Genomic DNA, 26949 nt, shown 5'->3' with positions numbered 1-26949 from the left:
TATTTATTGCGAAATTCAAAAAAAATCGCATATCTTTTTGAAGATAATGTATATTTGTACCGATAAATTACTTATTTAATAAATAACAGTGCAATAATTGTATATATGAAACAAAACATTGAATCATTTTTGGCTATGGTAACATCGCGAAACAGTCATGAGCCAGAGTTCTTACAGGCTGTGGAGGAAGTAGCAGAAACTGTAATTCCTTACATTGTAGAACATGATATTTATTATGGCAAGAACATACTACTTAGAATGGTTGAACCAGAACGATTAATATCTTTTAGAGTTTCATGGGTTGATGATAGTGGTGAAATTCAAGTAAATAGAGGGTACCGAATTCAAATGAACTCTGCTATAGGTCCTTACAAAGGGGGTTTACGTTTTCATCCTACTGTTAATGCCAGTATTTTAAAATTTTTAGCTTTTGAACAAGTGTTTAAAAATGCTTTAACTACACTGCCTATGGGAGGTGGAAAAGGGGGAAGCGATTTTGACCCAAAAGGAAAGTCTGATAATGAAATTATGCGATTTTGCCATGCATTTATGAGCGAATTATTTAGATATATAGGCCCTAATACCGATATTCCAGCAGGCGACATTGGTGTAGGAACTAGAGAAATAGGATTTTTATTCGGGATGTACAAAAAATTAAGAAACGAATTTACAGGTGTTTTAACAGGAAAAGGCATGTCTTGGGGTGGATCTTTAATAAGACCAGAAGCCACAGGTTATGGAAATGTCTATTTTGCCGAAAAAATGCTAGAAACTAAAGGAGATAGCTTTAAGGGTAAAAATGTGGTTATATCTGGTTCTGGTAATGTAGCACAGTATGCAGCCGAAAAAGTCTTGCAACTTGGAGGCAAAGTGCTAACACTTTCTGATTCTGGAGGTTATATTTATGATTCAGAAGGAATTGATAAAGAGAAATTAGCATTTGTAATGCAATTGAAAAATGAGAAAAGAGGAAGAATAAGTGAGTATTTAGATAAATACCCTGATGCTGAATTTCATAAAGGAAAAACACCTTGGGGTGTAAAATGTGAAGTTGCCCTGCCATGTGCAACACAAAATGAATTACATGAAGAAGACGCTAATATATTATTAAAAAATGGATGTATATGTGTAAGTGAAGGTGCAAATATGCCATCAACCAAAGAAGCTATTGCAGCGTTCCACAAAGCAAAAATATTATTTGCACCAGGAAAAGCTTCAAATGCAGGCGGAGTAGCTACTTCAGGTTTAGAAATGACTCAAAACTCATTGAGATATAAATGGACCAGAGAAGAAGTAGATAACAAGTTAAAAGACATCATGTCTGATATTCATAAGTCTTGTTTAGAATATGGAAAAGATGACGATGGTTATATTGATTACGTAAAGGGAGCAAACATTGCAGGTTTCGTAAAAGTAGCCGATGCGATGTTGGCACAAGGAATTGTTTAAAGGCATTTAAATATAAATTAAAAAGCTTCCAGATTTTATGGAAGCTTTTTTTGTTTAAAATATATTATTTTTAAGTAAAACTCGTTAGTTATAAATATATTTGACCATTCAAAAAACACTTATGTTAAGGAGTTTACTAGTAGTTGTCTTTTTTCTTTTCCCATTATTTCACTTTTCACAAGATTATTCGGCACTTTGGGAAGGGCATTATTCTTATAATGAAATTAAGGATGTTTCTCAAGGGACTAATACCATTTATGCGGCGGCAGATAATGCCATTTTTAAACTAGATTCCCAAACAAATGAAATAGATGAAATTACAACTGTAAATGGTATTTCTGGAGAAAGTATTTCAACTATTTATTACAGTGAGGCCTATGAATTATTAGTTATTGGTTATGAAAACGGACTACTAGAAATTGTATTTGATAACGATTCCGAGATCTTAACGGTAGTTGATATTATAGATAAACCTACAATTTCACCATCAGATAAAAAAATAAATCATATTAGTGCTAACGACAACCTTATCTATTTGTCAACTAATTATGGAATTTCGGCTTTTGATTTGCAAAGACTCGAGTTTGGAGATACTTACTTTATAGGTAATGGAGGCGGCCAAATACCAATTACGCAAACCACTGTTTTTGAAGATTATATTTATGCTTCCTGTTTGGGCGGGAACGGTATAAAAAGAGCCCCAGTGGCAAGTACTAATTTAATCGATTTTCAAAATTGGGAGTCTGTTAGTTCTGGAAACTGGCAATCTATTGAAGCTATTGATAACAACTTATTTGCCATAAATAATAATCGTAAAATCTATCAAGTAGTTGGCAATTCTGTAACTGAATTATTCACATACCCGAATTTACCGCTAGATTTAAGAGCTGTAAATTCAAATTTAGTGGTTACTACCATAAATGAAGTATTTGTATATGACGCGAATTTTAATGTGATTAATCAGGTACCTGTGAGTACAGAATTCCCAACACGATTTACTTGTGCAACAGTTAATCTAGAGAATATATTTATTGGGACCTTTGATTTTGGGATTTTGAAAACAAATATTAATGAGGGATTGAGTTTTGAAGAGATTCATCCAGAAGGGCCTCTTTTTAACACCCCTTTTTCAATTGAAGCAGAGACCAATGGTGTTTGGGTAACGTTTGGTGGCTATAGTCTGTTTTATGTGCCTTTTTCAAGATTAAGAGGGGTAAGTCATTTAAGAGATGAAAGTTGGGTTAACGTGTCAAATCAAGATGCTTTTCAAGCTAGAGATTTAAACGGAGTAGCCATAAATCCGCAGAACAGAGATCAAGTGTTTATCAGTTCATTCCATAATGGGCTTGTGGAGTTAAACGAAAACGTGCCAACCATGTTATACGATCAAAATAATAGCGGATTAGAATCTTTAGTTGTTCCTAGTAACCCAAGTATTGTAAGTGTGAGGGTTTTAAATCCCTTGTTTGATGACAATGGTGTATTATGGACGTTAAGCACACTTATTGACGAGCCTTTAAAATCGTATAATCCAGCAAACAATCAATGGCGATCTTATGATTTTACCGATGTTATAGTAGATGGTTTTACGGGGGGAAATTTAGGTTATGCAGATATTGTTATAGGTAACGATCAAACAAAATGGATTGCTTCATATAAATATGGAGTAATCGGTTTTAACGAGAATGGAAACAATCCTTTAATCAAAAATATTAGTAAAAATGAAGAAAATATGCCCACAGAGTTAGCCACTGCAGTTGCGCTTGATAATAGAAATCAATTGTGGATTGGAACCTTTAGAGGCCTAAGAGTTTTATACAACACCTCAAGTTTTTTCACCAATGATAACATTACTGTAGATGAGATAATTATTGAAGAAGATGGTATTGCAAAAGAACTTCTTTTTGAGCAGTATGTAACCGATATTGAAGTTGATGGCTCAAATAATAAATGGATTGGAACTTCTGATTCTGGTTTATTTTACCTCTCCTCTGATGGGCAAAACACAATATATCATTTCACAAAAGATAATTCGCCTTTGCCATCAAACAGTATAAGCGATGTGTCTTTAGATCAGACAAACGGTGTGGTTTATATTGCTACAAGTAAAGGGTTGCTTTCTTTTAAATCTGGAGGTTCAAGTACTACAGACGATTTAGCCAGTGCATATGCTTACCCAAATCCAGTAAGACCAGGGTTTAATATTTTAGATGATAAGATTAAAATTAAAGATATTTCAGAAAATATAAATATAAAAATTACAGATATAGAAGGTAATTTGGTTGCAGAAGCGCAATCTCGAATTAACTTGAGACATCGTGGTTATAATTTAGAAATTGATGGCGGAACAGCTTATTGGAATGGGAAAAACTTAGCCAATAATATTGTAGCCTCAGGGGTTTACTTGGTTATGCTATCAGATTTAGATACTTTCGAAACTAAAGTCTTAAAATTAATGGTTGTTAGATAATGTTTATCACTACAAATGCCATTGTACTTTCAAAATTAAGATATAGAGATAACGACTTAATTGTTAAGTGTTATACCCAAAAAATTGGCATTGTTAGTTTTTTACTTAGAGGTGTTTTAAAAAGTAAAAAAGGTGGTTCTAAAACAGCACATTTTCAGTTACTATCCCAATTACAATTAGAGTTTGACCAAAAAAACAACAGGTCGTTGCAAACCATAAAAGAGTCTCGATTAAATTTTATATATTCTAGTGTACACAGTAATGTTTTAAAAAGTGCTATCGTAATGTTTTTATCTGAAGTTTTATCAAATACATTGCAAGAAGAGGAGCAAAATGATAGTTTATATGGTTATTTAGAAAACACCTTTTTGTGGCTAGATTCTCAAACCGATTACGCAAATTTTCATTTGCTTTTTCTATTAAAACTTACTAAATACTTGGGGTTTTATCCAGATACTTCCCAAATGGAGTGGTCTTTTTTTAATTTACAAGAAGGCAGGTTTGAAAATAAACCAAGTAATAAATACGCAGTAACTGGAGAAAATTTAATACTACTAAAACAACTTTTAGGCACAACATTTGATGCTTTACCTAGTATTAAAATAAATGCAAAACAAAGGCAATATTTTTTAAGTATGATTTTGCTTTATTTTGAACTACATTTGGGGAGTTTTAAAACCCCTAAATCTTTGCAGGTATTAAATCAAGTGTTTAGTTAAAGCTATGAAGTTCCGTATTATTATTTTTTTCTTTATACTTTTTTCTTCATTATCTCGTGCTCAAAATATAAAAATTCTCAATAAGGTTACAAAAGAGCCCGTTTTTGGAGTAGCAATTTATAATGTTGATAAATCTAAAAGTGCAGTCTCGAACTTTAGAGGAGAAGCCGATTTAGATGAGTTTACAGACTCTGAAATTATTTATTTCAAGCATTTATCACATGTACTTAAGTCTTTAACTAAGCAACAAATAAAATCTAATAAGGTGTATTTAGAATCTAATACACAAGGGCTAGAACAAATTGTAATTTCGGCATCAAAGTTTAGGCAAAACAAAAAAGATATTCCGCAAAAAATATTAAGTATAGATGCAAATCAAATTCAATTTGCAAACCCACAAACCAGTGCAGATTTATTAGAAAATTCTGGACAGGTTTATATTCAAAAAAGCCAATTAGGTGGCGGAAGCCCTATGATTAGAGGTTTTTCTACTAATAGACTCTTAATAACCGTGGATGGTGTAAGAATGAATAACGCCATTTTTAGAGGCGGAAATCTGCAAAACGTAATATCTATTGATCCGTTTGCAATTGAAAATGCCGAGGTAACTTTAGGTGCAGGCTCTGTTATTTATGGAAGCGATGCCATTGGTGGAGTTATGTCTTTTTATACTAAAAAACCAAAGTTATCCTATACAAAATCATTATTGTTTAATGGAAATACTCAAGTTAGATATGCATCGGCTAGTCAAGAAAAAACGGGGCATTTCGATTTTAATTTAGGATATGAAAAATGGGCTCTAGCCACAAGTGTTAGTTATAATAGTTTTGATGATTTATTCATGGGAAGCCATGGTCCAGACGATTATTTACGACCCGAGTTTGCACTGGCTACAACTACTGGCGATGTTATTATTAGTAACGATAATCCTTTGGTTCAAAAATATACTGGATACGATCAACTCAATTTAATGCAAAAGGTACATTTTGAACCGTATGAAGATTTAAGTTTCGATTTCGGATTATATTATACCACAACTTCAGATATTCCCAGATACGATCGATTAATTCGTTATAAAGGGGAGACTTTGCGTTCTGCAGAATGGAGCTATGGCCCTCAAAATTGGTTTATGTCTAACTTTCAAGTCACCAAATTAAGTAGTAAATCAAATTTATACGATAAGATAAAAGCAACTTTAGCCTATCAAAATTTTCAAGAAAGCAGATATGATAGAGATTTTCAATCTTCAACCCGAAATGTTCGAGAAGAAGCCGTTGATGCTTATTCTTTCAATTTAGATTTAGAGAAAAGAATATCACCTAAAACACAGTTTTTTTATGGTGCTGAATATGTTTTTAATAAAGTGAAATCCATTGGTGCTGAGGAAGATATTGTAAATAATACAGCAACTAAAACAGTTTCCAGATATCCAAATGGAGCAAGTTGGCAATCTGCTGCAATTTATTCTAGTATAAAATACAAGCCAAATCCGAAGTTCGTTTTTCAGTCTGGTTTAAGATTTAACTATGTAGGTTCTGAAGCCGATTTTACTGAAAATAATATGTATTTGAATTTGCCTTTTGATACTTCGAGAAATGAGTCGGAAGCCTTAACTGGAACAGCTGGTATCAGTTGGTCGCCAAATCAAACCATACAATGGAAATTAAACGCTTCTTCTGCTTTCCGAGCACCAAATATAGACGATGTTGGTAAGGTATTTGATTCTGAACCTGGATCGGTTGTGGTGCCAAATGAGCATTTAAGACCAGAATATGCCTATGGTGGTGAAATTGGTTTGAAACTAAACTTTAATGATTTGCTGGTATTTGATATGAGTACATACTACACGTATTTAGACAATGCTTTAGTAAGACGAGATTTTACCTTAAATGGCGAATCTGAGATTGTTTATGATGGCGAGTTAAGTAATGTACAGGCTATACAAAATGCTTCAAAAGCATGGATTTATGGCTACGAAATAGGTATGAAATTGGCAATTAGTAATCACTTAAAATTCACATCGCAATATTCTATTATTGGTGGAACAGAGGTTGAAGGTAATATTGAAGTACCGATAAGACATGTGGCTCCAAATTTTGGAAATTCTCATCTTATTTGGTCTTCAAATAATCTAAAATTTGATTTATTTGCTAACTATAATGGTTCCATATCATACAATCAACTGGCACCATCAGAAATAGAGAAAGATTATATTTATGCACTTGACACCAATGGAAATCCCTACAGCCCTTCTTGGTATACTTTAAACTTTCGAACACAATATCAGGTAAATAAATCCATTTCAATAATGGCAAGTTTAGAAAATATTACCGACCAGCGTTACAAAACGTATTCTTCTGGTATTGCTGCTGCTGGAAGAAATTTAATTTTGACTTTAAAATACAGCATATAAAAAAGCCCTAACGAATGGTTAGAGCTTTGGTTACTTATTTGAAATATTCAATTATTTATTAATCGCTTTTTTAGTAATAGTAGCACCATTTAAAAGTTCAACTTTGGCTATAAAAATGGTATTTTCTAAACTAGAAAGGGTATATGTTTCTTGATTAGTATTGCCTTCAAGCTCGTATAATTGTCTTCCTAATAAATCATATATTTTAATTGTTTTAATTGGGCTAGACGTTGTAAATTGAACATGGTTGTCATCAATTTCTAAAATCCTTAAGCTATTAGGCTCTTTGTCAAACTCATTGGTTGAAAGTACCTTATTACTAAATACGATTTCAAAGCGGTCATTAAAAGTACCATCTTCAGAATTAAAAGTATAATCAGAAGTAGATAAATCATGAAGCTCATTTAGAAAATTATCTTTGATATAAATAGGGTTGCTAGATAAAAAACCACCTTCAAATTGCGCAATGGATAATTTGTATTCTGTATTATCTTCAATAGTTGAGCTAAATCCAAGTTTGATAATTTCATCTTCATTAAGGCTGTTGATATCTTTTCCTTGGATTACATACTTCATAGGACTAGCATCCATTTTTGAATACAAAATAGCAGCATAATCTTCACTTACCAGTTTTGGTGCATCATATGATAAACCATCATTTCCATTAGTTGCTCCTTCAACATAAGCTAGTAATATTTGACCAAATACACCATTTTCTGTAGTTAAGTTAAGCCAAAGCCTATTAGCAATATTACTAGATTCTGATTTGTTTGAACCTTTGAAAAATAATGAATTACTTGTGCCATCTGCCATACGCATAGCATTAGTAAATGTGGCAGTACCTGTAGTTAAAGCTGGAATAAAAAAGCCTTGTGCAGAAGGGATATATTGCGCTGGTGTAACACCGCTAGCTCCTGCAACACCGCCAGATCCAACTGTATATGTGGCATAATCATTTTTACTAAAGTTACTTTGCTCGTTACCAGGATTCGACTCTGCATGCGGTGTTGCTTGCGACCAGAAATAGGCTGCACCATCAACAACCGTTGCATTAGCAGAATGAAAAGCATCAAAGTCAACAGCTGAAGGGTAAGGGTTTCCAATAAAATTCCAATTAATTCCTGGATTAGCACCATTAAGAGTTATGTTTACATTAATATCTCCTGTATTAAAAGGTCCTTCAAAACTAGCTGTTCCTGAGCCACCAAAGAAGAATCTACTTTCGGTAGCAGCATAACCAACACCAGGAATCATGGCATCTGCAGCATAGGCAGGTTGCCAATCATCACCATTATCATCAATGTCATCGCCATCAGTATCAACAAAATTACCAGCATTGAACCAAAAACGTCGGTCTCCATCTACATCTGGAAAAACACTTCCAATAGTTTCGCCAGTTACAGGAGAACTCCAATAGGTATAATAAAACCAATCTGCTTTCGATGCTGTTGATTTATTGACTCTTGCTAATCCACCAGTATTAACCGTAAATGTTCCAGCGTTATCACGCTGTACAAAATTACCTTCAGTTTGAACAATTAATTCGCCATCAACTATAACGTCGTTTTCAACTTCTACAAAACCAGAATTATTAACTGTTAGAGTATTTCCGGCATTAATTTGTAAACTACAAGCAGTAAAACTGTTGGCTAAATTAGCATTAAAATCTCCATCGATTATTGCCACAGCAGTAGCACTTGGTGCGACATCCCAAGTAGTTCCATCCCAAGTAGAAACTGATGTACAAGTTCCAAGGGCACCTACAGTACCATTAAATGTAAAATCATTAATACTAAAAGTTCCTAAACCTGAACTTGCTCCCCAAGCATAAATTCTAAAAGTTATTGCGCCTGTAATGCCTTGATAAGCGGCAGCAGTTAAATCAATAGTTGCGCCACCAGCTGTTGGCGTTCCAATATTTGAGGTAAATCCGTCTAAACTTGATCTAAATAAAAAATTTGATGGACCTGTACCAGAAATTTGCCCAGTGTATACAAAACTTACAAAATCAATTTCGTAACCTGAATTTGGAGTAAGGGTAAATTCAAAATAATCGTTTAAATTTAATGATGCTGAATTCCAACTACGAGCATTATATCTATTTGATCCATTATTTCCTGCAATATCAGGTCCTCTAGAAATTCCAGTTACAGAAATATTAGCATTAACTACTTGATTATTCGTGTAAGGGCTTATAAACCCGGGGTTAGTATCTGTAATTGGGTTATTGAATATACTTTGCCCGTACCCCAAAGAAACAACACAAAATAGTGCAATAAAAAAAGAGAAGGACTTTATGAGGGTTTTGTTATTCATAGCTGTTAAGTTTTAAATCTTTTACTCGAAATACTCTGAGCAATTTTGATTTGGTTTTTTTATTTTTTTAACTCTTTGTTTCTCTAACATTGTTATTTTTGATGCCAATGCAAACAAAAAAAACATATACGGTACAAGAAGCCACTAGAAAACTAGAGCATTATTGTGCGTATCAAGAACGTTGTCATCAAGAAGTAAGACAAAAGTTAGTGTCTATGAATATGATACCCGAAGCTATCGATATTATTATAGTCCACCTTTTGGAGCATAACTTTCTAAATGAAGAACGTTTCGCCAAAACATTTGTAAGCGGTAAGTTTAAAATTAAGAAGTGGGGTATACGTCGATTAACTCATGAATTAAAGAAAAAAGACATAAGCAAAGTTAATATAAATCAAGCACTTGCTGAAATAGATATTACGGAATACAACGAGGTTTTCAATGTTTTAGCCGAAAAAAGAGCGAATTCCATCACAGAAACTAACAAATACAAAAAAAAGCAAAAATTAATCGATTATCTGCTATATAGAGGCTGGGAAACGCACTTAGTATATGAAAAGGCTAAGGAGCTTTTCGGGTAACGACATAAAAAAACGGATTAAATGCTAAATTTAACCCGTTTTATAAATTCTCTTATGTTTTTTTTACAAGTTAAAACTTGCGCCAAAATTAATTGTAAATTGATTGTGTAAAGTTTCGGCTGCAGTTAAATTTTCAGTTTTATATTTTGCGAATGGCACATTTAATTCTGTGTAAATACCAAAACCTTCTGTAAAAAAGTAACGCGCTCCTAAATGACCACCAAAATTTTTAAGCCCTAGGCTTAAACCTGGATAAAGATCAAAATTTGGGTCAACATTAATAACATTTCCTAAATTGGCATTAAATCTTGCTCTAACATCAAAACGGTTATCAAAATCGGCATTTAAATCTTCATTAGCGTTATTTTTTAGAATATCGTTAATACCTAAAAGATAAGTTGAAGATATACCTATTGAAATATTTTCTCCAATACCATAGTCGTAACTAATATTTATACCAGATCCGTTTTCTTGTAGGTTGGCACCAACTTGAAATTTGTTGTCGCCTTTTCCTATATAGGCTTGGGCGTTAATAAGAGAAACACTTAACAAGGTTATTAATAAAATTAAATTTTTCATGATTTGAGTTTTAAATTTAAGTGGGCAAATATATTACAAGTTTTTCAATATCAAACTTTATTTATAATTGTTTGTTGGTCTTTACAATAGCTTGCTCGTTTTTCCAATCTATCCATTTTTGCCCTTGTATCCGTCGCATAACGTTATCTATATTTCGCATGACGAAAACATTATAAACAGCTTTACTAAAATTTTTAGGGTTTCTAGCAATGGCGCGTAAACTCATCGAAAATCCTGGGGTAACGTAACGCATATAGTGCCAATAGCCTTCTGGCATATACAAAACTTCACCATGATTGAGCTCGGTTTTAAAGCCTTTTGCTTTTTTTAGCATTGGCCATTTTTCAAAATCAGGGTTATTAAAATCGATATCTTCTCTGGTTATTAAAGAATGGGGTATTTTATATAAATAATCATTTTGATTTTGGTCAAATAATATAACCTGTTTTTTGCCTTCAAAATGAAAATGGAAAATATTTGCTAAATCAATGTCATAGTGCATAAAGGTATGGGAGTCTTTTCCTCCAAAAAACAGCATCGGGATACCTTTCATAAGGCGCAAACCAAAATCAGGAAACGTGAAATCTTGCTGTAGTTGCGGAATTTCTTTAAGCGCATTCCATAAAAAAATACGGAATTTGGTTGGTTCTCTTTTTAGTAAGTCGATATACTCACCAAGTTTCATTTTAGCATGGGGTTCATTAAAACCATCTTTATAGTCAACGGGTCTGTCATCATAAAGTGGGACAATAATATCGCCGCCTACTGCTTTCATGTAATCTAAATTCCATTTGGTATAAGCTGGCCAATCTTCAATAAAACGTTCTATAACCACAGGTTTTTGCGGCTTAAAATAGTGCTTTATAAAATCCTCTTTAGTTAACGTTTTAACGCGAGGAATGTCTTGTAAGTTTAATGACAACACTTAATAAATTTAGATGTGCAAAGTTATGAAAACGTTAGCAAATCTAAATTTATTATGTATTTTTTGGTTAATTGAAATTATATCGCAATCCAAAAAGCACATTGCTTGGTGGCATTGGTACAAATCCGGCTTCAATATAATCGGCATCAAAGATATTACTTGCTGTTATGGTGAATTCAATTTGTTTTAATTGAAGTGCTAAGGATGCATCCCAAACATTATAGCTGTCTCCAGTAGTACGTTCAGCATGTTTATAAATTATATTCTGACTTACATTTTTAAATAATTGTGTACTTAAACGCGTGGTGAATTGATGCTTTAGTGTATTTAATGAATATCGAGATAAGTCTTTATTCTGATCTAAAATGTCATCATCTAAAAAATTATATCCTACAGCAAGTGTTTGGTTGAAACCACTCCATTTAAAATGATAGGCTGCATCTACCTCAAATCCTTTAGTGTTAACCTCGGCAATATTTGTAGCTGTATAGATGGTTTCTGTGGTGTTTGGGCGAATATAATCAATCAAATTTTGAGCATCTCTATTAAATAATGCTAATGAACCTGTAAACTTTGGTGAGAAAAATTTAATTCCAATTTCTTGAGCAAAAGCTTCTTCTACTTCTAAATCGGGGTTTCCAATGGTACTTGAATCGTTATAATACAAATCGGTATAAGTTGGTATTCTATACGTGTAACCAATATTTCCGTAAGCTTTTAACTGGTCGGTAATTTTTAAACCAATATCAATTCCAGGAAATGCATAAAAATCGAAATCTGAGAAATAGGTTACTGCAACACCAGGAGTAATGTCTAGATTATCATTAAATACCTTAAACTCATGTTCTAAAAAAAGCGTCGTCATAAATCTATTTCGGTCTCCTAGATTATTACTTCTAATATAAATTTTAGACATATCGATACCAAACCCAGTAGTTCCTGCTTTCGATTTATAGTTGGCATTCACTTCTGCGCCAATTTTATTAGTAATATGCAAATTTCTGTAAACCGTTGGGTCGTTTCTAAGGTATACATATTTATCTTGGTTTCTTTTCCAGTAAATACGTGGTGCGATGGTTAGTTTTTCGGTGTTAAATTGTGTAGAAAACCCAATCAAACTGTTTTGAGTTTCTTCATATTGTTCGGTGGCACTTGCTCTGGCATAAAAACCGTTGGCACCAAACTTGCGCTCTTGGAACGTGGCAATCATTTCAATAGCTTTTTTGTTTTTATTAAATACACTTTTCACAAAATAATTACTGTTGTCGTAATCGGTGTTATGACGATAACCTGCGGAAGACATTTTATCAACATGCACAATATGTGATGAATTTTCTAAGCTCGAACCGATGGTTACGCCTCCGTTTAATTGTCCAAAAGATCCTGTTTCTGCTTTAACCGATATAGAGTTGCTTAATTCTTTTTTAGTAACAATATTAATGGCGCCACTAAATGCATTTTGTCCAAAAACACGAGCAGCAGGCCCTTTAATAATTTCAATGCGTTCGATAACTTCAAGCGGTAATGCGGCATTCATGGTGTGGTGCCCAGTTTGAGCATCGTCCATTTTTATACCGTCAATTAGTAGTAATGTTTGGTCGAAACTACCACCTCTAATATATAAATCAGCTTGGCTTCCAGCTGTTCCACGACGACGAATATCAACTCCAGCAACTTGTTGTAATAAGTCGGCAACATTTGTAGAAGCACTATTTTTTATATCTTCTGAAGTTATAATATCAATCGTTCTAGAATTTTCTTTAAAAGGCAAATTTATTCTAGTTGAAGTAATAATAATTTCTTGTAAAGAATCTGTTTTTATAGGTTCTACTTGTGCTTGAGCAGATAATGTGAATAAAAATATTAACGAAATAATAGATAATTTTCTTTTCATAATATGATCTTGTTTAAAACGCTGCAAAAGTCGTAACTTTCCGGACGAGTTTAATAGTCCAGTTTTAAAACAATGAATAGTCCGGTTGGCGTACTTCTTAAACAATTAGTAGATTTTGATAAATCGAACATACAACCTGTATATATACAAATTGCTCAGCAAATTATAAATGCTATTCAACGTGGTTATATTTCTAAAGGTTCAGTTTTACCAGGAACGCGAGTTTTAAGTCAGATTTTAAAAATTCATAGAAATACTGTAGTTGCAGTTTACGATGAGCTTGCCTCACAAGGTTGGGTAGAAATTATACCAAATAAGGGTACGTTCGTATTAGTGCCAGAGCAAACAACTGCAACTATAAAAGCTGGCACACAGAAGTTAGATGCCGTTTATCAATATTCAAAAATAACAGGGTTTCCATTTCAACCTTCCTTTAATTTAGCTTCAACTTCGCAAATAACAGAAGCTAAGTATAGTATTAATGATGGTAGTCCAGATTTACGACTGCATCCTGTTTATCAATTTTCTAGATGGTATAGTGCCGTTATGAAACGAAAAACATTAATTAATAAATGGAACCAGCCTAATCAATCCAGTTATTCTTTATTTGAGATTCAACTTTGTAATTACTTAAACGCCACCAGAGGATTTCATATAAAACCTGAGAATTTAATTAGTACAAGAAGTACCGAAATGAGTTTGTACATTGTTTCAAGGCTTTTAATAAAACAAAATGATGTGGTTTTAGTGGGAAGTTTAAGTAATTATGCCTCTAATATGATTTTTCAACAAGCAGGGGCAACGATAAAAACCATTCCTATTGATGCCGATGGCATAGATGTAAATTATTTAAAAACTCATTTTGTTAAACGAAGTATTCGCTGTGTGTATGTTTGTGCACATAGGCAATATCCAACAACTACGACGTTACGAGCAGAAAGACGATTGCAATTGTTAGAATTAGCAAAAGCCTATCAATTTGCTATTATTGAAGACGATTACGATTACGATTTTCAGTTTGAAGGATCTGCCATATTACCAATGGCAACAGCCGATGCTAGCGGAGTAGTTATTTATCTAGGAAAATTTGGTCAGTCATTATTTCCAAGTTTTCAAACAGGTTTTGTTGTGGCACCAGAAAATTTGATTTCTGAAGCTAAAAATTATCTACAACTATTAGATAAGCAAGGTGATGTTATTCAAGAACAAATGCTTACTGAGTTAATTTCAGAAGGTGAAATATATCGTCTTATGAAAAAAAACATTATCACTTATAAGCAACGGCGCGATTATTTATGTAAGTGTTTAGAAAGTAATTTTAAGGATATTTTAAGCTGGAAAACACCATCTGGTGGTTTAGCTCTTTGGTTGCAATTTCAATCTGAAATTTCATTAGTAAAATTAGCCGAAGCAGCCGAAAAGGAAGGTTTATTTATTCCAAATACATCATTATATCAAGATAAAAAAATCTGCGCCATTCGTTTTGGCTTTGGGCATTTAAATGAGGAAGAAATTGAACGTGTAATTAAGAAGTTAAAGAAAGCGTATCAAGTTGTGTCTTCAGTTTATAATTAGGATGTTTTTATATTCAGTGTTTACCCATATCAAATTCAGCATTACAATCTTCACATCTGTATCTGTGTTTCTCGTAAAGTGGAAGTACATTTACAAAGACGTTTAAAACAAGCGCAAAAACAAACGCAAAAAATGATTTAGCATTTTTTATAGTTGAAAATAGTTCTATTTTTTCGCTATTACAATTTGGGCAAATAATAGTATTACCGTCATCATCAATAGAATATTTTTCTATGGATTTTAAAATGTCTTGTGCTTCTGAAGCTTGATGTGTCAAAACTTTAAGTTTCACACCACCAATGGCGTTACTTACCAAAGGATCGGTATCTATTGTTAAGTTATCAGTTAAGAATACTTGAATACCTTCAGCTTCTAAACGCCCTTTAATAATTTGAGCTTCGCTTGAATATTGGAATCTGGCTATAGTTTTAAAAGTGTCGCTCATATTTATAAACAAACATTTGTCGAAAAAGCGAAAAAATTATTTTGATTTCCAAATGGTAAGAAGTCATTAATTCGCTTGGTGAACTCGTAGTTTTTTAAAAAGTCTTTCATCGTTAACAAATATAAATAACGCTTTTGGTATTGAAGTTTTAAAATTATAAGAATGAAAATAAAGGAATTATAATATCATAAATAAAGCCTTTTACTAATCAAACCGATTATTTAAATAAGCTGACTAATGCTTTTTTAGATTACATTTATAAATAGAAAAAAAGACCTTCATTTTTGAAGGTCTCTTTATTAAAAATATATTAACATGTATTATTTTATTTTCACTGCATTAAAAGCTTGAACTCCGGGTATTCCAGAGCCTGAAATACCTATCATTACAGTTATTATTTCGCAACTATAATATCCACTTCCTGAATTAATAGGATAACTTTCATCATATCTGAAGGAATAAAATTTTGAATACAGTTCATTTACACTATGAATATTTAAATTTAAATCATGTACTTTAATTTCACCGTCAGACTTAGTTTCGGTTAATGAACCATTCATATAATACTCATCATTCTGGTATGAAACAATAAAATCTAATTCGAATAAATTCGCCCCATGATATTTAGAACCATAATAATGTCCCACAATATGATTAAAACAATCAACTTCATTTTGAACCGCAGGATTATTATCATCAAGATCTGTGGTAGGCATTTCTTCTAAAGTATATCCTTCTCCTGGAGAATCACAACCTTGTATTGAAGAAGCAGCAAATTTATCCCCATCGGCATCCAAATACCAAACAGTTTCAGGGTTTAATTCAGCATTGGAATCGTCACAATCCCATAATCCATCTTCTCTAAAATTTATTCCACAGTCATTTTCGGCTGGATAGCCATCACCGTCAATATCAAAAACCAAGATATCATTTTTATGATTTTTATGACCGTTTAAGCCATTTTCAGATATTGAAATTCGTTCAAAAGAATTTGTGCCTTCGTTATAATGACAAATCTCAATTTTAGACTTTCCTTTTTTACTCTCGCTTGAGATTTTTGATGTGAAAGTTTCCTCAGTTTCAAAGCTAAATTCATCTACTTCTTCAACAGAACAAGAAAAGGAAAATAGTGCTAAGAAAACGCTAAAAGATAATAAATAAGAATTATTTCTCATAATATATTATAGGTTAATTAATTGTAAATGAGGGATTTGGTGTCAAAGGTATCTTAAAAGCTAGTTGCATTCTAATTTTTTAGATAAATGGATATTTTTTCTCTACCAATGAACGGAAGATGTAATTTAATCCGATAATCTACATTTATTCTATGGTACTTTTGTAAAAGTTAGCATCATTCTAGAGTATTATTTTATAGCACTTTCATTATTATGAAAATTGACTATAATTGTTTCAAGTACGTCATAAAGATTATAATTTACTAAGAGTAATCGAGACATTGTTGCCCATTAGAAGTAAAATCTTACTATTTTAAAACTGGGAAAAGTAAATGTATTAAGGTTTGTAGTTCTAAAAGCAATTTGCAAAGTGCTAAATTGTAAACCATCTGATATTTTAGAATATGTTGAAGTTTAGTTTCGTATTTTTGAGAATCAGTTTAATTTAGTGAACGTTGTTATGAAAGTCTATATTTTATTATTAACATTTTTAATTTCAGCATTTAGTATTGCTCAAAATAATCACATTGTAAAAACTGAAGACGGTAGGCGTGTATTATTAAAAGCTGATTTTACATGGGAATATATTGATGCTGAAGCTCCTGCTGTAAATAATTTGCCCGTTAAAGCAAAATCTGAAACTCATAAAAGTTCACATTGTAAATTAATTGATGCTTTTGTTGAGCCTAAGTTAGATCAAAAAATACAACAACAATTAAAAAAAGGTCGTGCTACAATTAATCATATTAAAAAGAAAGTAGCAAAAGATAACAACTGTACTCTGGAGGAAGTTTTACTACTAACAGTTTCAGAGCAAAAATCAAAAGGATTATATACATTTTGTGCTAATGGAAAGTTGGTTAAATATAAGCGCGTTGGAAATACCATTATAAAAAACACTAAAATTTTCTAGTTAATATCATTGTCTTTTTAATTTCAATACTTTGCTTGTTATTTATCATTTAAATTATGGTAAAAATGAACATAATATACTCTCGAGCTGCAACTGATGAAGAGTTGCATCAAATTTTAAATCTTCAAGAACGAAACTTAAGAATGGTTTTATCGACTCAAGAAAGGCAGGAAGAAGGATTTGTTACTTTAAATCATAGTTTTGAGATGCTCAAAAAAATGAACGATGCTTGTGCACATTGTATCGCCAAACACGAAAGTGAAGTTGTTGGATATGCTTTATCGATGCTGCAAGATTTTAAAAATGACATCCCTTTGTTAGCACCTATGTTCCATGAAATTGATGAGGTATTAGAAGAAAAAGACTTGTATAAAAACTATATAGCAATGGGGCAAATATGTGTAGATAAAAACTTTAGAGGCCATGGGGTTTTTAGGGGGTTGTATTATTATATGGCAAACCAGCTAAAAGATGATTTTGATGCTATTATTACAGAAGTTGATACTAAAAACACACGGTCTTCCAATGCGCATAAAGCGGTTGGTTTTGAAGTTTTAAAAAATTACACCTCTAATAATCAACTATGGGAAGTGATTTTGTTAAAACTTTAAAAATAGAAAGTTACTGCCTCCTATTCGCTAAAAGTGGTGGCGGTTCGCCTGTAAAAGGATTCCATCTACTAATGCTTTTGGCCTCCATTCCTGCCGCATTTATTACTGCCCTATCGCCATAACGTTCGCGCATTTTATCTATAGCTTCACTTAAGTGCAGTTGTTTTTCATTGTCTTCAAATAAATTAATTTGATGTCCGCCTTCAACCAAATGGCTAAATTTCACACCAATAAGTCGTACCAATAAACGACGGTTGTACAGTTTTCTGTATAAATCTAATACCACAGGAATAATGGTATGATCCATAGCGCTATACGGAATGCGTTGTTGTTGTGTATACGTTTGAAAATCAGAATATCTAATTTTAAAGGTAACACAAGCGGTTAATTTGTTACCTCGACGCAATTGGTAGGCTAAATTTTCGGCCATAGCTATAATAATGCCTTTTAATTTGGCAACATCGGTAGTGTCTTTATTAAAGGTACGCTCTGTTGAAATAGATTTGCGTTCGTGGTATTGAACCACAGGACTATTATCTATTCCGTTTGCCTTTTTCCAAATGCTTAAACCATTTTGTCCAAGTACACGATGCATGAGTTCCATGGGCATTTCTTGCACGGTTTTAATGCGTTTTACACCCAAATCGCACAAGGCTTTGTAAGTAACATTGCCAACCATAGGTATTTTTTTTACGGAAAGTGGTGCTAAAAAAGGTTTTTCAGTGCCCGAAAGAATGCGTATTTCATTATTGGGTTTTGCTTCGCCAGTGGCTATTTTTGAAACGGTTTTGTTAATAGACAACCCAAACGAAATGGGTAAACCAGTTTCTTTTATAATACGTTGGCGTAATTCTGAAGCCAGTTTATGGCAACCAAAAAACTTATCCATACCGGTAAGGTCTATGTAAAATTCATCAACCGATGTTTTTTCATATAAGGGTACAGCTTCTTTAATAACTTCGGTAACATTTTGCGAAAACTTGGTATAAACACCAGAATTACCTCTAAGTATTATCGCTTCCGGACACAGTTGTTTTGCTAAACGCATAGGCATTGCAGAATGTATACCAAAGCGTCGTGCCTCATAACTACACGAGGCTACAACACCTCTATCAGAAGTACCGCCAATAAGCACCGGTTTTCCATTAAGGCGGCTATCGAGCAAACGCTCACAGGACACAAAAAAGGTGTCTAAATCCATATGAACAATAGAACGCTCGTAACTCATATCTTAAAATCTATTACAATGTTTCTGGAGTACGCCTCATTATTTTTGGAGACATGGGAGACAGTTGATTTGCTTTATGGTCTGCAAAACTTTTTTTATTCTGAAAAGTGCTATTTAAAGAGTTTACAGCATAACGTGGGTCTTCAACAATCGCAGAACGTTCCATAGCCGAAACTTCAATAGTCACACAATCAAATTCTACCATTATTTTTCCTGTAATGCTGTAAATACCTTTTCCGCGAAACGGGTATTTTGCTGCCACAGGCGGAAAGTGAACGGTATCAATAAAATTACCATCGTAGTCTAAAAACGTACCAAAGTGCATGCTTTTTCCGTTGGAAGTTCGGGTGTTTTTTGTGGCTACCAAATAGCCTTCAATAGTAATGGTTTTATTTTGCAAATGGATTAAATGTTCTGCTCGCATGGTGTTTGATGTTGGGGTTTGCAATAAATGAAACGGATTGCATAATGGAAAACCCAACAACTCCATTTCATCAAAAGCGTTTTCTAAATCGGTGCTAGATAATCTTGGTGTTTTGTAATTTATACGCTCGGTTTTAAACAAGGTTATTACATGCTCTTGAATAACTGTTTTGCTAATTTTAAGATGTGCTTCCCAAAGCAATTCTCGTTTATTAATTTCTGTAAACCTAAATGCATTAATTTTTATGAGTATTGAAATTTGTTCTATGGAAATAGGGACGCGTTCAATAAAACCATCTAGACTTTTAAAAAGGCCGTTACCTCTGCGTTCTTCAATAATTTTAGCAATGGTTTTTGCTTCTAAAGCATGCAAGAACATAAAACCTAAATAAATGGTTTTTCCTTTAATAATAGCCATATTGAAGCTGTGGTTTATACATGGTGCTTCAATAATACCACCATGCATTCTGGCTTCGTGTACATAAAGTTCGGTTCTATAAAAACCACCAAAATTATTAATGGTTGCTACCATATATTCCAATGGGTAATAGGCCTTTAAAAACAGACTTTGGTAGCTTTCTACAGCATAAGAGGCGGAGTGGCCTTTTGCAAACGCATAACCAGCAAAGCTTTCAATTTGGCGCCATACATCTTTGGTTATTGTTTCGGGTTCTCCTTTTTGTTTGCAATTATCAAAAAAGAGTTGCTTTACTTGTAAAAATTCGTCGCGCGATCGAAACTTACCCGACATGCCTCTGCGCAGTTTATCGGCTTCACCTAAAGTTAATCCACCAAAAATATGCGCAACTTTAATAACATCTTCTTGATACACCATAACGCCATATGTTTCGGGCATGATTTTTAATAAAACAGGGTGCGCTTCTTTAATGCGTTCAGGATAACGGTAGCGCAAAATATACTCGCGCATCATTCCAGATTTTGCAACACCAGGACGAATAATAGAACTGGCTGCCACCAAACCTAAATATGTATCAACGCGTAGTTTTTTAAGTAGCATACGCATGGCGGGAGACTCTACATAAAAGCAACCAATAGCTTTGGCATTTCGCAGCAGGTGTTTAATGTTTTCGTCTGCTTTAAATCGTTTAATATCGTGAATATCAACTGGCTTTTTTTTAGGATGATTATAGGCTATAATCTCAACGGTATCTTTAATTTTCCCTAACCCACGTTGACTTAAGATATCGAATTTATACAACCCGATATCTTCGGCAACAACCATATCAAAATGTGTGGTAGGAAAGTTTTTTGGGGGCAAAAAAGTGGCTGTGTAAAAATGAATGGGTTTTTCTGAAATAATAATACCGCTAGAATGAATACCTAAATAGTTTGGAAAGCCTTGAATGTATTCGCTGTATTTAATAACCAATTGCGATAATTTATCAAGCTGATTGATTTGATATTTACCTCGAGTAAGTATATCCATTTCAGATTTAGGTAATCCAAAAACTTTTCCTAATTCGCGCACTGAAGCTCTAAACTTAAAGGTGTTGTAAACCGTTAATAGTGCGGTGTTTTTAAAGGTTTTGAAAATAAATTTGGTAATATCGTCGCGGTCTGTCCACGAAAAATCAATATCAAAATCGGGTGGATTTTTACGATACAGATTTATAAAACGTTCAAAATACAAATCGAGCTCTATGGGGTCTACATCGGTAATGCGAAGTAAATAAGCCACAATACTATTGGCGCCACTACCACGACCAACGTAGAAATAGCCCTTGCTTCGGGCATATTCTAAAATGCGCCAATTAATAAGAAAGTACGATACAAACCCTTTTTCTTTAATAATTTCAAGTTCTTTTTTAATGCGATTATAAATCACATCATCAGGGTTTTTATAGCGATACGGTAAGCCTTCGTAAGTTAATTTTTTAAGTAGCGTATAATCTGAATCTTCATTTTCGGTATACGATTTTTGGTTGTTAGGTACTTCTTGCGAAAAATCGAATTCAATTTGGCAATTTTCTAAAACAGATTGTGTGTTTTTAATAAGCTGCGGAAATTCTTCATAGGTTTCACATAACTCATTATATGGCAACATCATATCGTTCGGGTCGCCTTCTTCTGTTTTAGAAAGTTTACTTAATAAGGTGTTGTTATCAATAGCACGCAATAATCGGTGGGTGTTAAATCCTTTTTTATTTTGAAAAGAAACCGTTTTTAAAACCACCAGTTTATGTTGTAGTTTATTCCATTTTGAAAATTTAAGAGCGTTGAGGTCTTTAGGTTTAATGCCTAAAAACTCGTTGTCTTTAAGTGTATAATCGTTTTGATTTTTATACGGATAAATAACAAAAGTGTCATCAAGCTGAGGTGCTTTTTCAGGGATTTTTAAATGACTATCGTGTAAAAATGTAGACAGATAGCTGTTGATGTTTTGAAACCCGTTATTGTTTTTTGCTAACAACACAAATTGTTGCTGTGCACCATTTCTAAAATCGACACCAACTACAGGTTTAATTTCATATTTTTCAGAAAGTCGCACAAAATCTAAACTGGCCGATGTGTTATTAATGTCGGTTAATGCCAATGTATTAGCCCCATTGGCAGAGGCTATAGCAAGTAATTGCCTTGGGGCGATGGTGCCGTAACGCAAACTATAATAGGTGTGACAATTTAAATACATAGGATTAACAAAATTAGCTACTATTTGTAGTTTTTGTTGCTTATATTTGTAGCAAATAATGTTAAAATTTATTTTTATAATGAAGCATATCCAATCTAACATAAAACACTTACGAAGTCTTAAGAAGTTTTCGCAAGAGCGTTTTGCTGAAGAATTAAAGTGGACACGCTCGATGGTTGGGTCGTATGAAGAAGGGCGTTCAGAACCACCAATAGACCGTTTAATAGAGCTTTCTAATTACTTTGATATTCCTATAGATATTTTAGTGAAAAACGATTTACGCGGCGCTAAAGACACCTCGTTTATAGAAGTAGGGAATAAGCGTGTATTGTTTCCTATTACAGTTAATGAAGCCAATGAAGATTTAATAGAAATTATACCCGCAAAAGCATCGGCAGGTTATTTACAAGGGTATGCAGATCCCGAATATATTGAGCAGCTTCAAAAAATAAAACTCCCTTTTTTACCAACAGGTACGCACAGAGCATTTCCTATAAGTGGTGATTCTATGCTTCCTGTTAAAGATGGCTCCTTTATTGTAGCGAAGTTTGTTGATAATGTAAACGATGTAAAAAATGGTAGAACCTATGTTGTTTTAACAAAAAGCGATGGTTTGGTATACAAGCGTGTTTACAATAAAATAGAAGAGAAAAACAGTTTGGAGTTGCATTCTGATAATAAAATGTATCAACCATTTGATGTTAAAATTGAGGATGTTATAGAGCTATGGGAGTTTACCTGCTGCATCAACACCCAAGAATATGATGCCGATGAACTGAAGTTAAGCAGTATCATGAATATGTTTCAAGAATTAAAGATTGAATTAGAATCCATAAAAAAATAGCATAAAAAAAACGCGAAGTAATTACTTCGCGTTTTTTTAAATATTTTAAAACTGAAACTTAATCAGCTAGAACGATAATCTTATTATCTTTCATTTCAAGAGTTCCAGAGTTTATTTTTAATAATGTTCTACCATTATCACCTTTAGTAAATTTATCTTGAACCTCTTCGTTTAATTCAATATCACCTAAAATTTTAACAAAGCCTTCCTTAAGTATAGATACTATTGGTGCGTGATTGTTTAACATTTCAAAGTCTCCATTTACACCAGGAACGGCAACACTAGTTACTTCTCCGCTAAATAAAGTTGCTTCGGGTGATACAATTTCTAAATACATAATTTTTATAATTGAAAATTGATTATTGTCAATTGATAATAACCAATTGAATTACGCCTCAGCTAACATTTTCTCTCCAGCTTCAATAGCTTCTTCAATGGTACCTTTAAGGTTAAACGCTGCTTCTGGTAAGTGATCTAATTCACCATCCATAATCATGTTAAATCCTTTAATAGTTTCCTTAATATCAACTAATACACCAGGAATCCCAGTAAACTGCTCAGCTACGTGGAAAGGTTGAGATAAGAAACGTTGTACACGTCTAGCCCTACCAACAGCCATTTTATCTTCTTCAGATAATTCTTCCATACCTAAGATGGCAATAATATCTTGTAATTCTTTATAACGTTGTAATAACTCTTTTACTCTTTGTGCACAATCGTAGTGGTCTGCACCTAAAATATCAGCAGTTAAAATTCTTGAAGTAGAATCTAAAGGATCTACCGCAGGATAAATACCTAACTCTGCAATTTTTCTTGAAAGTACAGTTGTTGCATCTAAGTGAGCAAAGGTTGTAGCAGGCGCAGGATCTGTTAAATCATCCGCAGGTACGTAAACCGCTTGTACAGATGTAATAGAACCTCTTTTTGTTGAAGTAATACGCTCTTGCATCGCACCCATCTCTGTTGCTAATGTTGGTTGGTAACCTACCGCAGAAGGCATACGACCAAGTAATGCAGATACTTCTGATCCAGCTTGTGTAAAACGGAAGATGTTATCTACGAAGAAAAGTACGTCTTTCCCTTGTCCTTCACCAGCACCATCACGGAAATACTCAGCAATAGTTAATCCTGAAAGTGCTACACGAGCACGAGCTCCAGGAGGCTCATTCATTTGTCCGAATACGAAAGTTGCTTTTGATTCTTTCATTTTAGACTTATCTACTTTTGATAAATCCCATCCGCCATCTTCCATAGAGTGCATAAAATCATCACCATAACGGATAATTCCAGATTCTAACATCTCTCTTAAAAGGTCATTTCCTTCACGAGTTCTTTCACCTACACCAGCAAATACTGATAAACCACCGTGACCTTTTGCAATATTGTTAATCAACTCCTGAATTAATACTGTTTTACCTACACCAGCACCACCAAATAAACCAATTTTACCACCTTTAGCATAAGGCTCAATTAAGTCGATTACTTTAATACCTGTAAATAAAACTTCAGTAGAAGTTGATAAATCTTCAAATTTAGGAGCTTGACGGTGTATTGGTAACCCAGCATCTCCTGCTTTAGGTAAATCTCCAAGACCATCAATAGCATCACCAATCACATTAAATAAACGTCCGTAAACATCATCACCAATTGGCATTTGTATAGGAGCACCAGTTGCAGTAACTTCAGTTCCTCTACTTAAACCATCTGAAGAGTCCATCGCAATAGTACGAACAGTATCTTCTCCAATATGAGATTGTACTTCTAGTACTAAAATAGAACCATCTGGTCTTTTAATTTCTAATGAATCGTAAATTTTTGGAAGTTCTGAGCCAGCAGCGAATTCAACATCAATAACCGGTCCTACTATTTGTGCAACTTTACCTGTAACTTTAGACATTACTTATGTGTTTAATATTATGCGATTTAATTATGCAAAAACCATGTTTTGTTTTCGCGCTGCAAAGATATATTTTTTAATTTAAAATAAAAGTTGTTTACAAAGCTTTTTTAAATAAAAAAACACCTTCAATTTGAAGGTGTTTTTAGAATATAATTTTTATTATTATTTTATTGTAATAATGGTGAAAAGTTTGTTGGATAAGTTCCAACGTCAACTAAATTACCTGAAGCTTCAAAATTAGAACCATAAGTAGCATCAATAGCTTTCATAAATTCATTGGCAGCCATGGCATACCCTCTAGAGGTTAAATGAACTCCATCTAAAGAAAAAGCACCACCTGTTACCAGGTTAGCGGTTAGAATAAAATTATCAGAAGCAATTCCAGTTGTTGCCAATTCTGTTAATAATGCATTAGCATCAACAAACGCTAATCCAGCACTATTTGCAGCAGCTTCAATAGTTGCATTAAATTCATCGGTTGCCGCTTTAATTTCAGCTTGTTCGCTAGGTAATAAAACCCATTTGTCAATTAAAGGTAACGTGATTCCTTCAACTGAAAACTGAGCTGCCAAGGCTGGAGATAGTCCATAATTTAAAAGTGCTTGATATGAAAAATTATTCACTTCGCCTATAACTGATGCACTAGATAATACTATTAAATCATTTTCGTTAGCTTGTCTTGCTTGACCGTAAGCATTTCCTAATAATAAGGCAACTAACGGGGCAGCTTCCGCTGGTAATCCAAGAGATTGTACAAAGACAGGGAATGCAGGACTAGCTCCCAAAGCGCCAGTAATTTGAGCAGATAAATCGGCTAATGTTTCGTCATAAATAACAACGCCACTGGCTTCTGTTTCAGAGAATACTATGGTGCGAGAAGGGTCTAATACCGCAAATACTTGATTTATGGCACCATAAACAGTATTCAATAGTGGGACTTGAGCTTTAAATTCTTCGCCTGTGTCTTCATCATTTGGATCTAAAGAGTTATAAGCCACTGTAGTAAAATGAGGAATATCCGTTACATAAGGAATATTAGCAACTACACCTTTTGCTCCTCCAGATGTTAAAGTTGTTATTAAAGTAGAAATCGCAAAGTCGAAAGTTGGTTTATCAGAAATAGGGCTTGAACCATCGCCACCAGAAGTAGCATATCCTAATACATCATTATTTCCAGCCCAAAGTGTAAAGAATGTTGGTGATTGAGCCATGGCTAATTCTAACATGCTTGCATTTGGTGTTGCGCCTGTCATTCTTACAAAATAAGGATTTGCAGCCGCAGGGAAATTTGCAATATTTCCATAACCAGGAGCAATCATATGAAAACTTCTAGCACCAGGAACGCCCATATTATTAAACGGACCTGTAGGATTATTTAATGCAAAATCTGTTGTAGGTGTAATTGGTCCAATAACATCTGATAAGTCTTTAGGAGCACCGCCCGTAGTCACTAATCTTGGTTTGAAAAGTTGTTCGCCTGTTACGGGGTTAATAATAATATTACCTCCTACTATTAATCCACCAAAATTGTCATTCATTAAAGGTTGGCTAAAACTTCCGCCACCTAACATTTCAAATTTTTGAGCTAAAATATTTGGAAATGAATTTCCTTGTGAGGCTTTAAACAAGGCATTATCGGTAAATCCGGCAGTTAAAGAATTTCCGACTGAAACGTAAGTTGAAAAATCTGCAGAACCAGAAACCAGCGCTGGTAATTCTACAACTTTTTCGGGTTCAATATTTGTGTCTTTAAGTACATCTTCTGGTTCGTTACAGCCTATAAAAGCAATAAGACCAAATAATAGCGATAAATATTTTATGTTTTTCATGTTTAATTTC

The 26949-nt window shown here is 33.5% G+C and carries 21 protein-coding genes; 10 read left to right on the top strand and 11 right to left on the bottom strand.

Annotated features, from left to right (window positions below):
* Nucleotides 1-105: 105 nt before the first annotated feature.
* From gdhA to BUA46_RS06240, 4 genes are all read left to right on the top strand, one after another.
* Nucleotides 106-1449 carry an NADP-specific glutamate dehydrogenase gene (gene gdhA, locus BUA46_RS06255; protein WP_019388446.1) on the top strand — a complete coding sequence of 448 codons (1344 nt, stop codon included), beginning with the start codon at nt 106-108 and terminating at the stop codon, nt 1447-1449.
* Nucleotides 1450-1570: 121 nt separating this feature from the next.
* On the top strand, nt 1571-3919 hold the full coding sequence (gene porZ / locus BUA46_RS06250) for a type IX secretion system anionic LPS delivery protein PorZ (RefSeq protein WP_019388447.1): 2349 nt from the start codon (nt 1571-1573) through the stop codon (nt 3917-3919).
* Entirely contained in the window at nt 3919-4638 is a 720-nt protein-coding gene (gene recO, locus BUA46_RS06245) for a DNA repair protein RecO (RefSeq protein ID WP_019388448.1), read from the top strand. The genes porZ and recO overlap by 1 nt, the downstream gene beginning before the upstream one ends.
* Before the next feature lie 4 nt (nt 4639-4642).
* Nucleotides 4643-7051, top strand: coding sequence for a TonB-dependent receptor plug domain-containing protein (locus tag BUA46_RS06240; protein ID WP_019388449.1), 2409 nt, complete (start codon nt 4643-4645; stop codon nt 7049-7051).
* A gap of 51 nt (nt 7052-7102) precedes the next feature.
* On the opposite strand, the gene BUA46_RS06235 is transcribed toward BUA46_RS06240, so the two are convergent.
* Nucleotides 7103-9367 carry a DUF8693 domain-containing protein gene (locus BUA46_RS06235; RefSeq protein WP_019388450.1) on the bottom strand — a complete coding sequence of 755 codons (2265 nt, stop codon included), beginning with the start codon at nt 9365-9367 and terminating at the stop codon, nt 7103-7105.
* Between the two features lie 107 nt (nt 9368-9474).
* On the opposite strand from BUA46_RS06235, the gene BUA46_RS06230 reads away from it, so the two are divergent.
* The gene (locus tag BUA46_RS06230) at nt 9475-9948 is read left to right on the top strand and encodes a regulatory protein RecX (protein ID WP_026010123.1); all 474 of its coding nucleotides are present in this window, start codon (nt 9475-9477) and stop codon (nt 9946-9948) included.
* Nucleotides 9949-10011: 63 nt separating this feature from the next.
* On the opposite strand, the gene BUA46_RS06225 is transcribed toward BUA46_RS06230, so the two are convergent.
* The 3 genes from BUA46_RS06225 to BUA46_RS06215 all read right to left on the bottom strand — a co-directional run bounded on the left by BUA46_RS06225 (nt 10012) and on the right by BUA46_RS06215 (nt 13346).
* On the bottom strand, nt 10012-10527 hold the full coding sequence (locus tag BUA46_RS06225) for a DUF6646 family protein (protein ID WP_019388452.1): 516 nt from the start codon (nt 10525-10527) through the stop codon (nt 10012-10014).
* Nucleotides 10528-10588: 61 nt separating this feature from the next.
* Nucleotides 10589-11449 carry a cupin-like domain-containing protein gene (locus tag BUA46_RS06220; protein ID WP_019388453.1) on the bottom strand — a complete coding sequence of 287 codons (861 nt, stop codon included), beginning with the start codon at nt 11447-11449 and terminating at the stop codon, nt 10589-10591.
* Nucleotides 11450-11519: 70 nt separating this feature from the next.
* On the bottom strand, nt 11520-13346 hold the full coding sequence (locus BUA46_RS06215) for a TonB-dependent receptor plug domain-containing protein (protein ID WP_019388454.1): 1827 nt from the start codon (nt 13344-13346) through the stop codon (nt 11520-11522).
* A gap of 72 nt (nt 13347-13418) precedes the next feature.
* Here BUA46_RS06215 and BUA46_RS06210 point away from each other — a divergent pair, with 72 nt between their 5' ends.
* Complete coding sequence (locus BUA46_RS06210) at nt 13419-14921, top strand: aminotransferase-like domain-containing protein (RefSeq protein WP_019388455.1); 1503 nt, start codon at nt 13419-13421, stop codon at nt 14919-14921.
* A gap of 13 nt (nt 14922-14934) precedes the next feature.
* Here the strand turns inward: BUA46_RS06210 and BUA46_RS06205 are convergent, their stop codons facing one another.
* Nucleotides 14935-15366, bottom strand: coding sequence for a putative signal transducing protein (locus tag BUA46_RS06205; protein ID WP_019388456.1), 432 nt, complete (start codon nt 15364-15366; stop codon nt 14935-14937).
* 320 nt (nt 15367-15686) lie between these two features.
* Nucleotides 15687-16541: a hypothetical protein gene (locus BUA46_RS06200; protein WP_019388457.1), complete on the bottom strand. Its 855-nt coding sequence runs from the start codon at nt 16539-16541 to the stop codon at nt 15687-15689.
* 310 nt (nt 16542-16851) lie between these two features.
* On the opposite strand from BUA46_RS06200, the gene BUA46_RS06195 reads away from it, so the two are divergent.
* The 3 genes from BUA46_RS06195 to BUA46_RS06185 all read left to right on the top strand — a co-directional run bounded on the left by BUA46_RS06195 (nt 16852) and on the right by BUA46_RS06185 (nt 18065).
* Nucleotides 16852-16959, top strand: a complete 108-nt coding sequence (locus tag BUA46_RS06195; RefSeq protein WP_072794741.1) for a helix-turn-helix domain-containing protein — start codon at nt 16852-16854, stop codon at nt 16957-16959.
* Between the two features lie 42 nt (nt 16960-17001).
* Nucleotides 17002-17454 (top strand): DUF3157 family protein, encoded by a 453-nt coding sequence (locus BUA46_RS06190; RefSeq protein WP_019388458.1) that lies wholly within the window; start codon nt 17002-17004, stop codon nt 17452-17454.
* A 65-nt stretch (nt 17455-17519) separates the two neighbouring features.
* The gene (locus BUA46_RS06185) at nt 17520-18065 is read left to right on the top strand and encodes a GNAT family N-acetyltransferase (protein WP_026010124.1); all 546 of its coding nucleotides are present in this window, start codon (nt 17520-17522) and stop codon (nt 18063-18065) included.
* Between the two features lie 10 nt (nt 18066-18075).
* On the opposite strand, the gene dinB is transcribed toward BUA46_RS06185, so the two are convergent.
* The gene (dinB, locus tag BUA46_RS06180) at nt 18076-19293 is read right to left on the bottom strand and encodes a DNA polymerase IV (RefSeq protein WP_019388460.1); all 1218 of its coding nucleotides are present in this window, start codon (nt 19291-19293) and stop codon (nt 18076-18078) included.
* A 13-nt stretch (nt 19294-19306) separates the two neighbouring features.
* A complete protein-coding gene (locus BUA46_RS06175; protein WP_143148092.1) occupies nt 19307-22366 on the bottom strand; it encodes a DNA polymerase III subunit alpha in 3060 nt (1019 codons plus the stop codon).
* Between the two features lie 79 nt (nt 22367-22445).
* Between BUA46_RS06175 and BUA46_RS06170 the strand changes: the two genes are divergently transcribed.
* Nucleotides 22446-23210, top strand: coding sequence for an XRE family transcriptional regulator (locus tag BUA46_RS06170; RefSeq protein ID WP_026010125.1), 765 nt, complete (start codon nt 22446-22448; stop codon nt 23208-23210).
* A gap of 58 nt (nt 23211-23268) precedes the next feature.
* Here the strand turns inward: BUA46_RS06170 and BUA46_RS06165 are convergent, their stop codons facing one another.
* The 3 genes from BUA46_RS06165 to BUA46_RS06155 all read right to left on the bottom strand — a co-directional run bounded on the left by BUA46_RS06165 (nt 23269) and on the right by BUA46_RS06155 (nt 26939).
* Nucleotides 23269-23547, bottom strand: coding sequence for a F0F1 ATP synthase subunit delta/epsilon (locus BUA46_RS06165; protein WP_019388463.1), 279 nt, complete (start codon nt 23545-23547; stop codon nt 23269-23271).
* A gap of 51 nt (nt 23548-23598) precedes the next feature.
* The gene (atpD, locus tag BUA46_RS06160; RefSeq protein WP_019388464.1) at nt 23599-25107 is read right to left on the bottom strand and encodes a F0F1 ATP synthase subunit beta; all 1509 of its coding nucleotides are present in this window, start codon (nt 25105-25107) and stop codon (nt 23599-23601) included.
* A gap of 170 nt (nt 25108-25277) precedes the next feature.
* Nucleotides 25278-26939 carry an SGNH/GDSL hydrolase family protein gene (locus tag BUA46_RS06155; protein ID WP_035106536.1) on the bottom strand — a complete coding sequence of 554 codons (1662 nt, stop codon included), beginning with the start codon at nt 26937-26939 and terminating at the stop codon, nt 25278-25280.
* Between the last annotated feature and the right edge of the window lie 10 nt (nt 26940-26949).

It is taken from the genome of Algibacter luteus, assembly GCF_900141715.1.
In the GTDB taxonomy this organism is placed as follows: Bacteria; Bacteroidota; Bacteroidia; order Flavobacteriales; family Flavobacteriaceae; genus Arenitalea; species Arenitalea lutea.
This window is presented reverse-complemented; position numbering and strand designations above follow the sequence as displayed.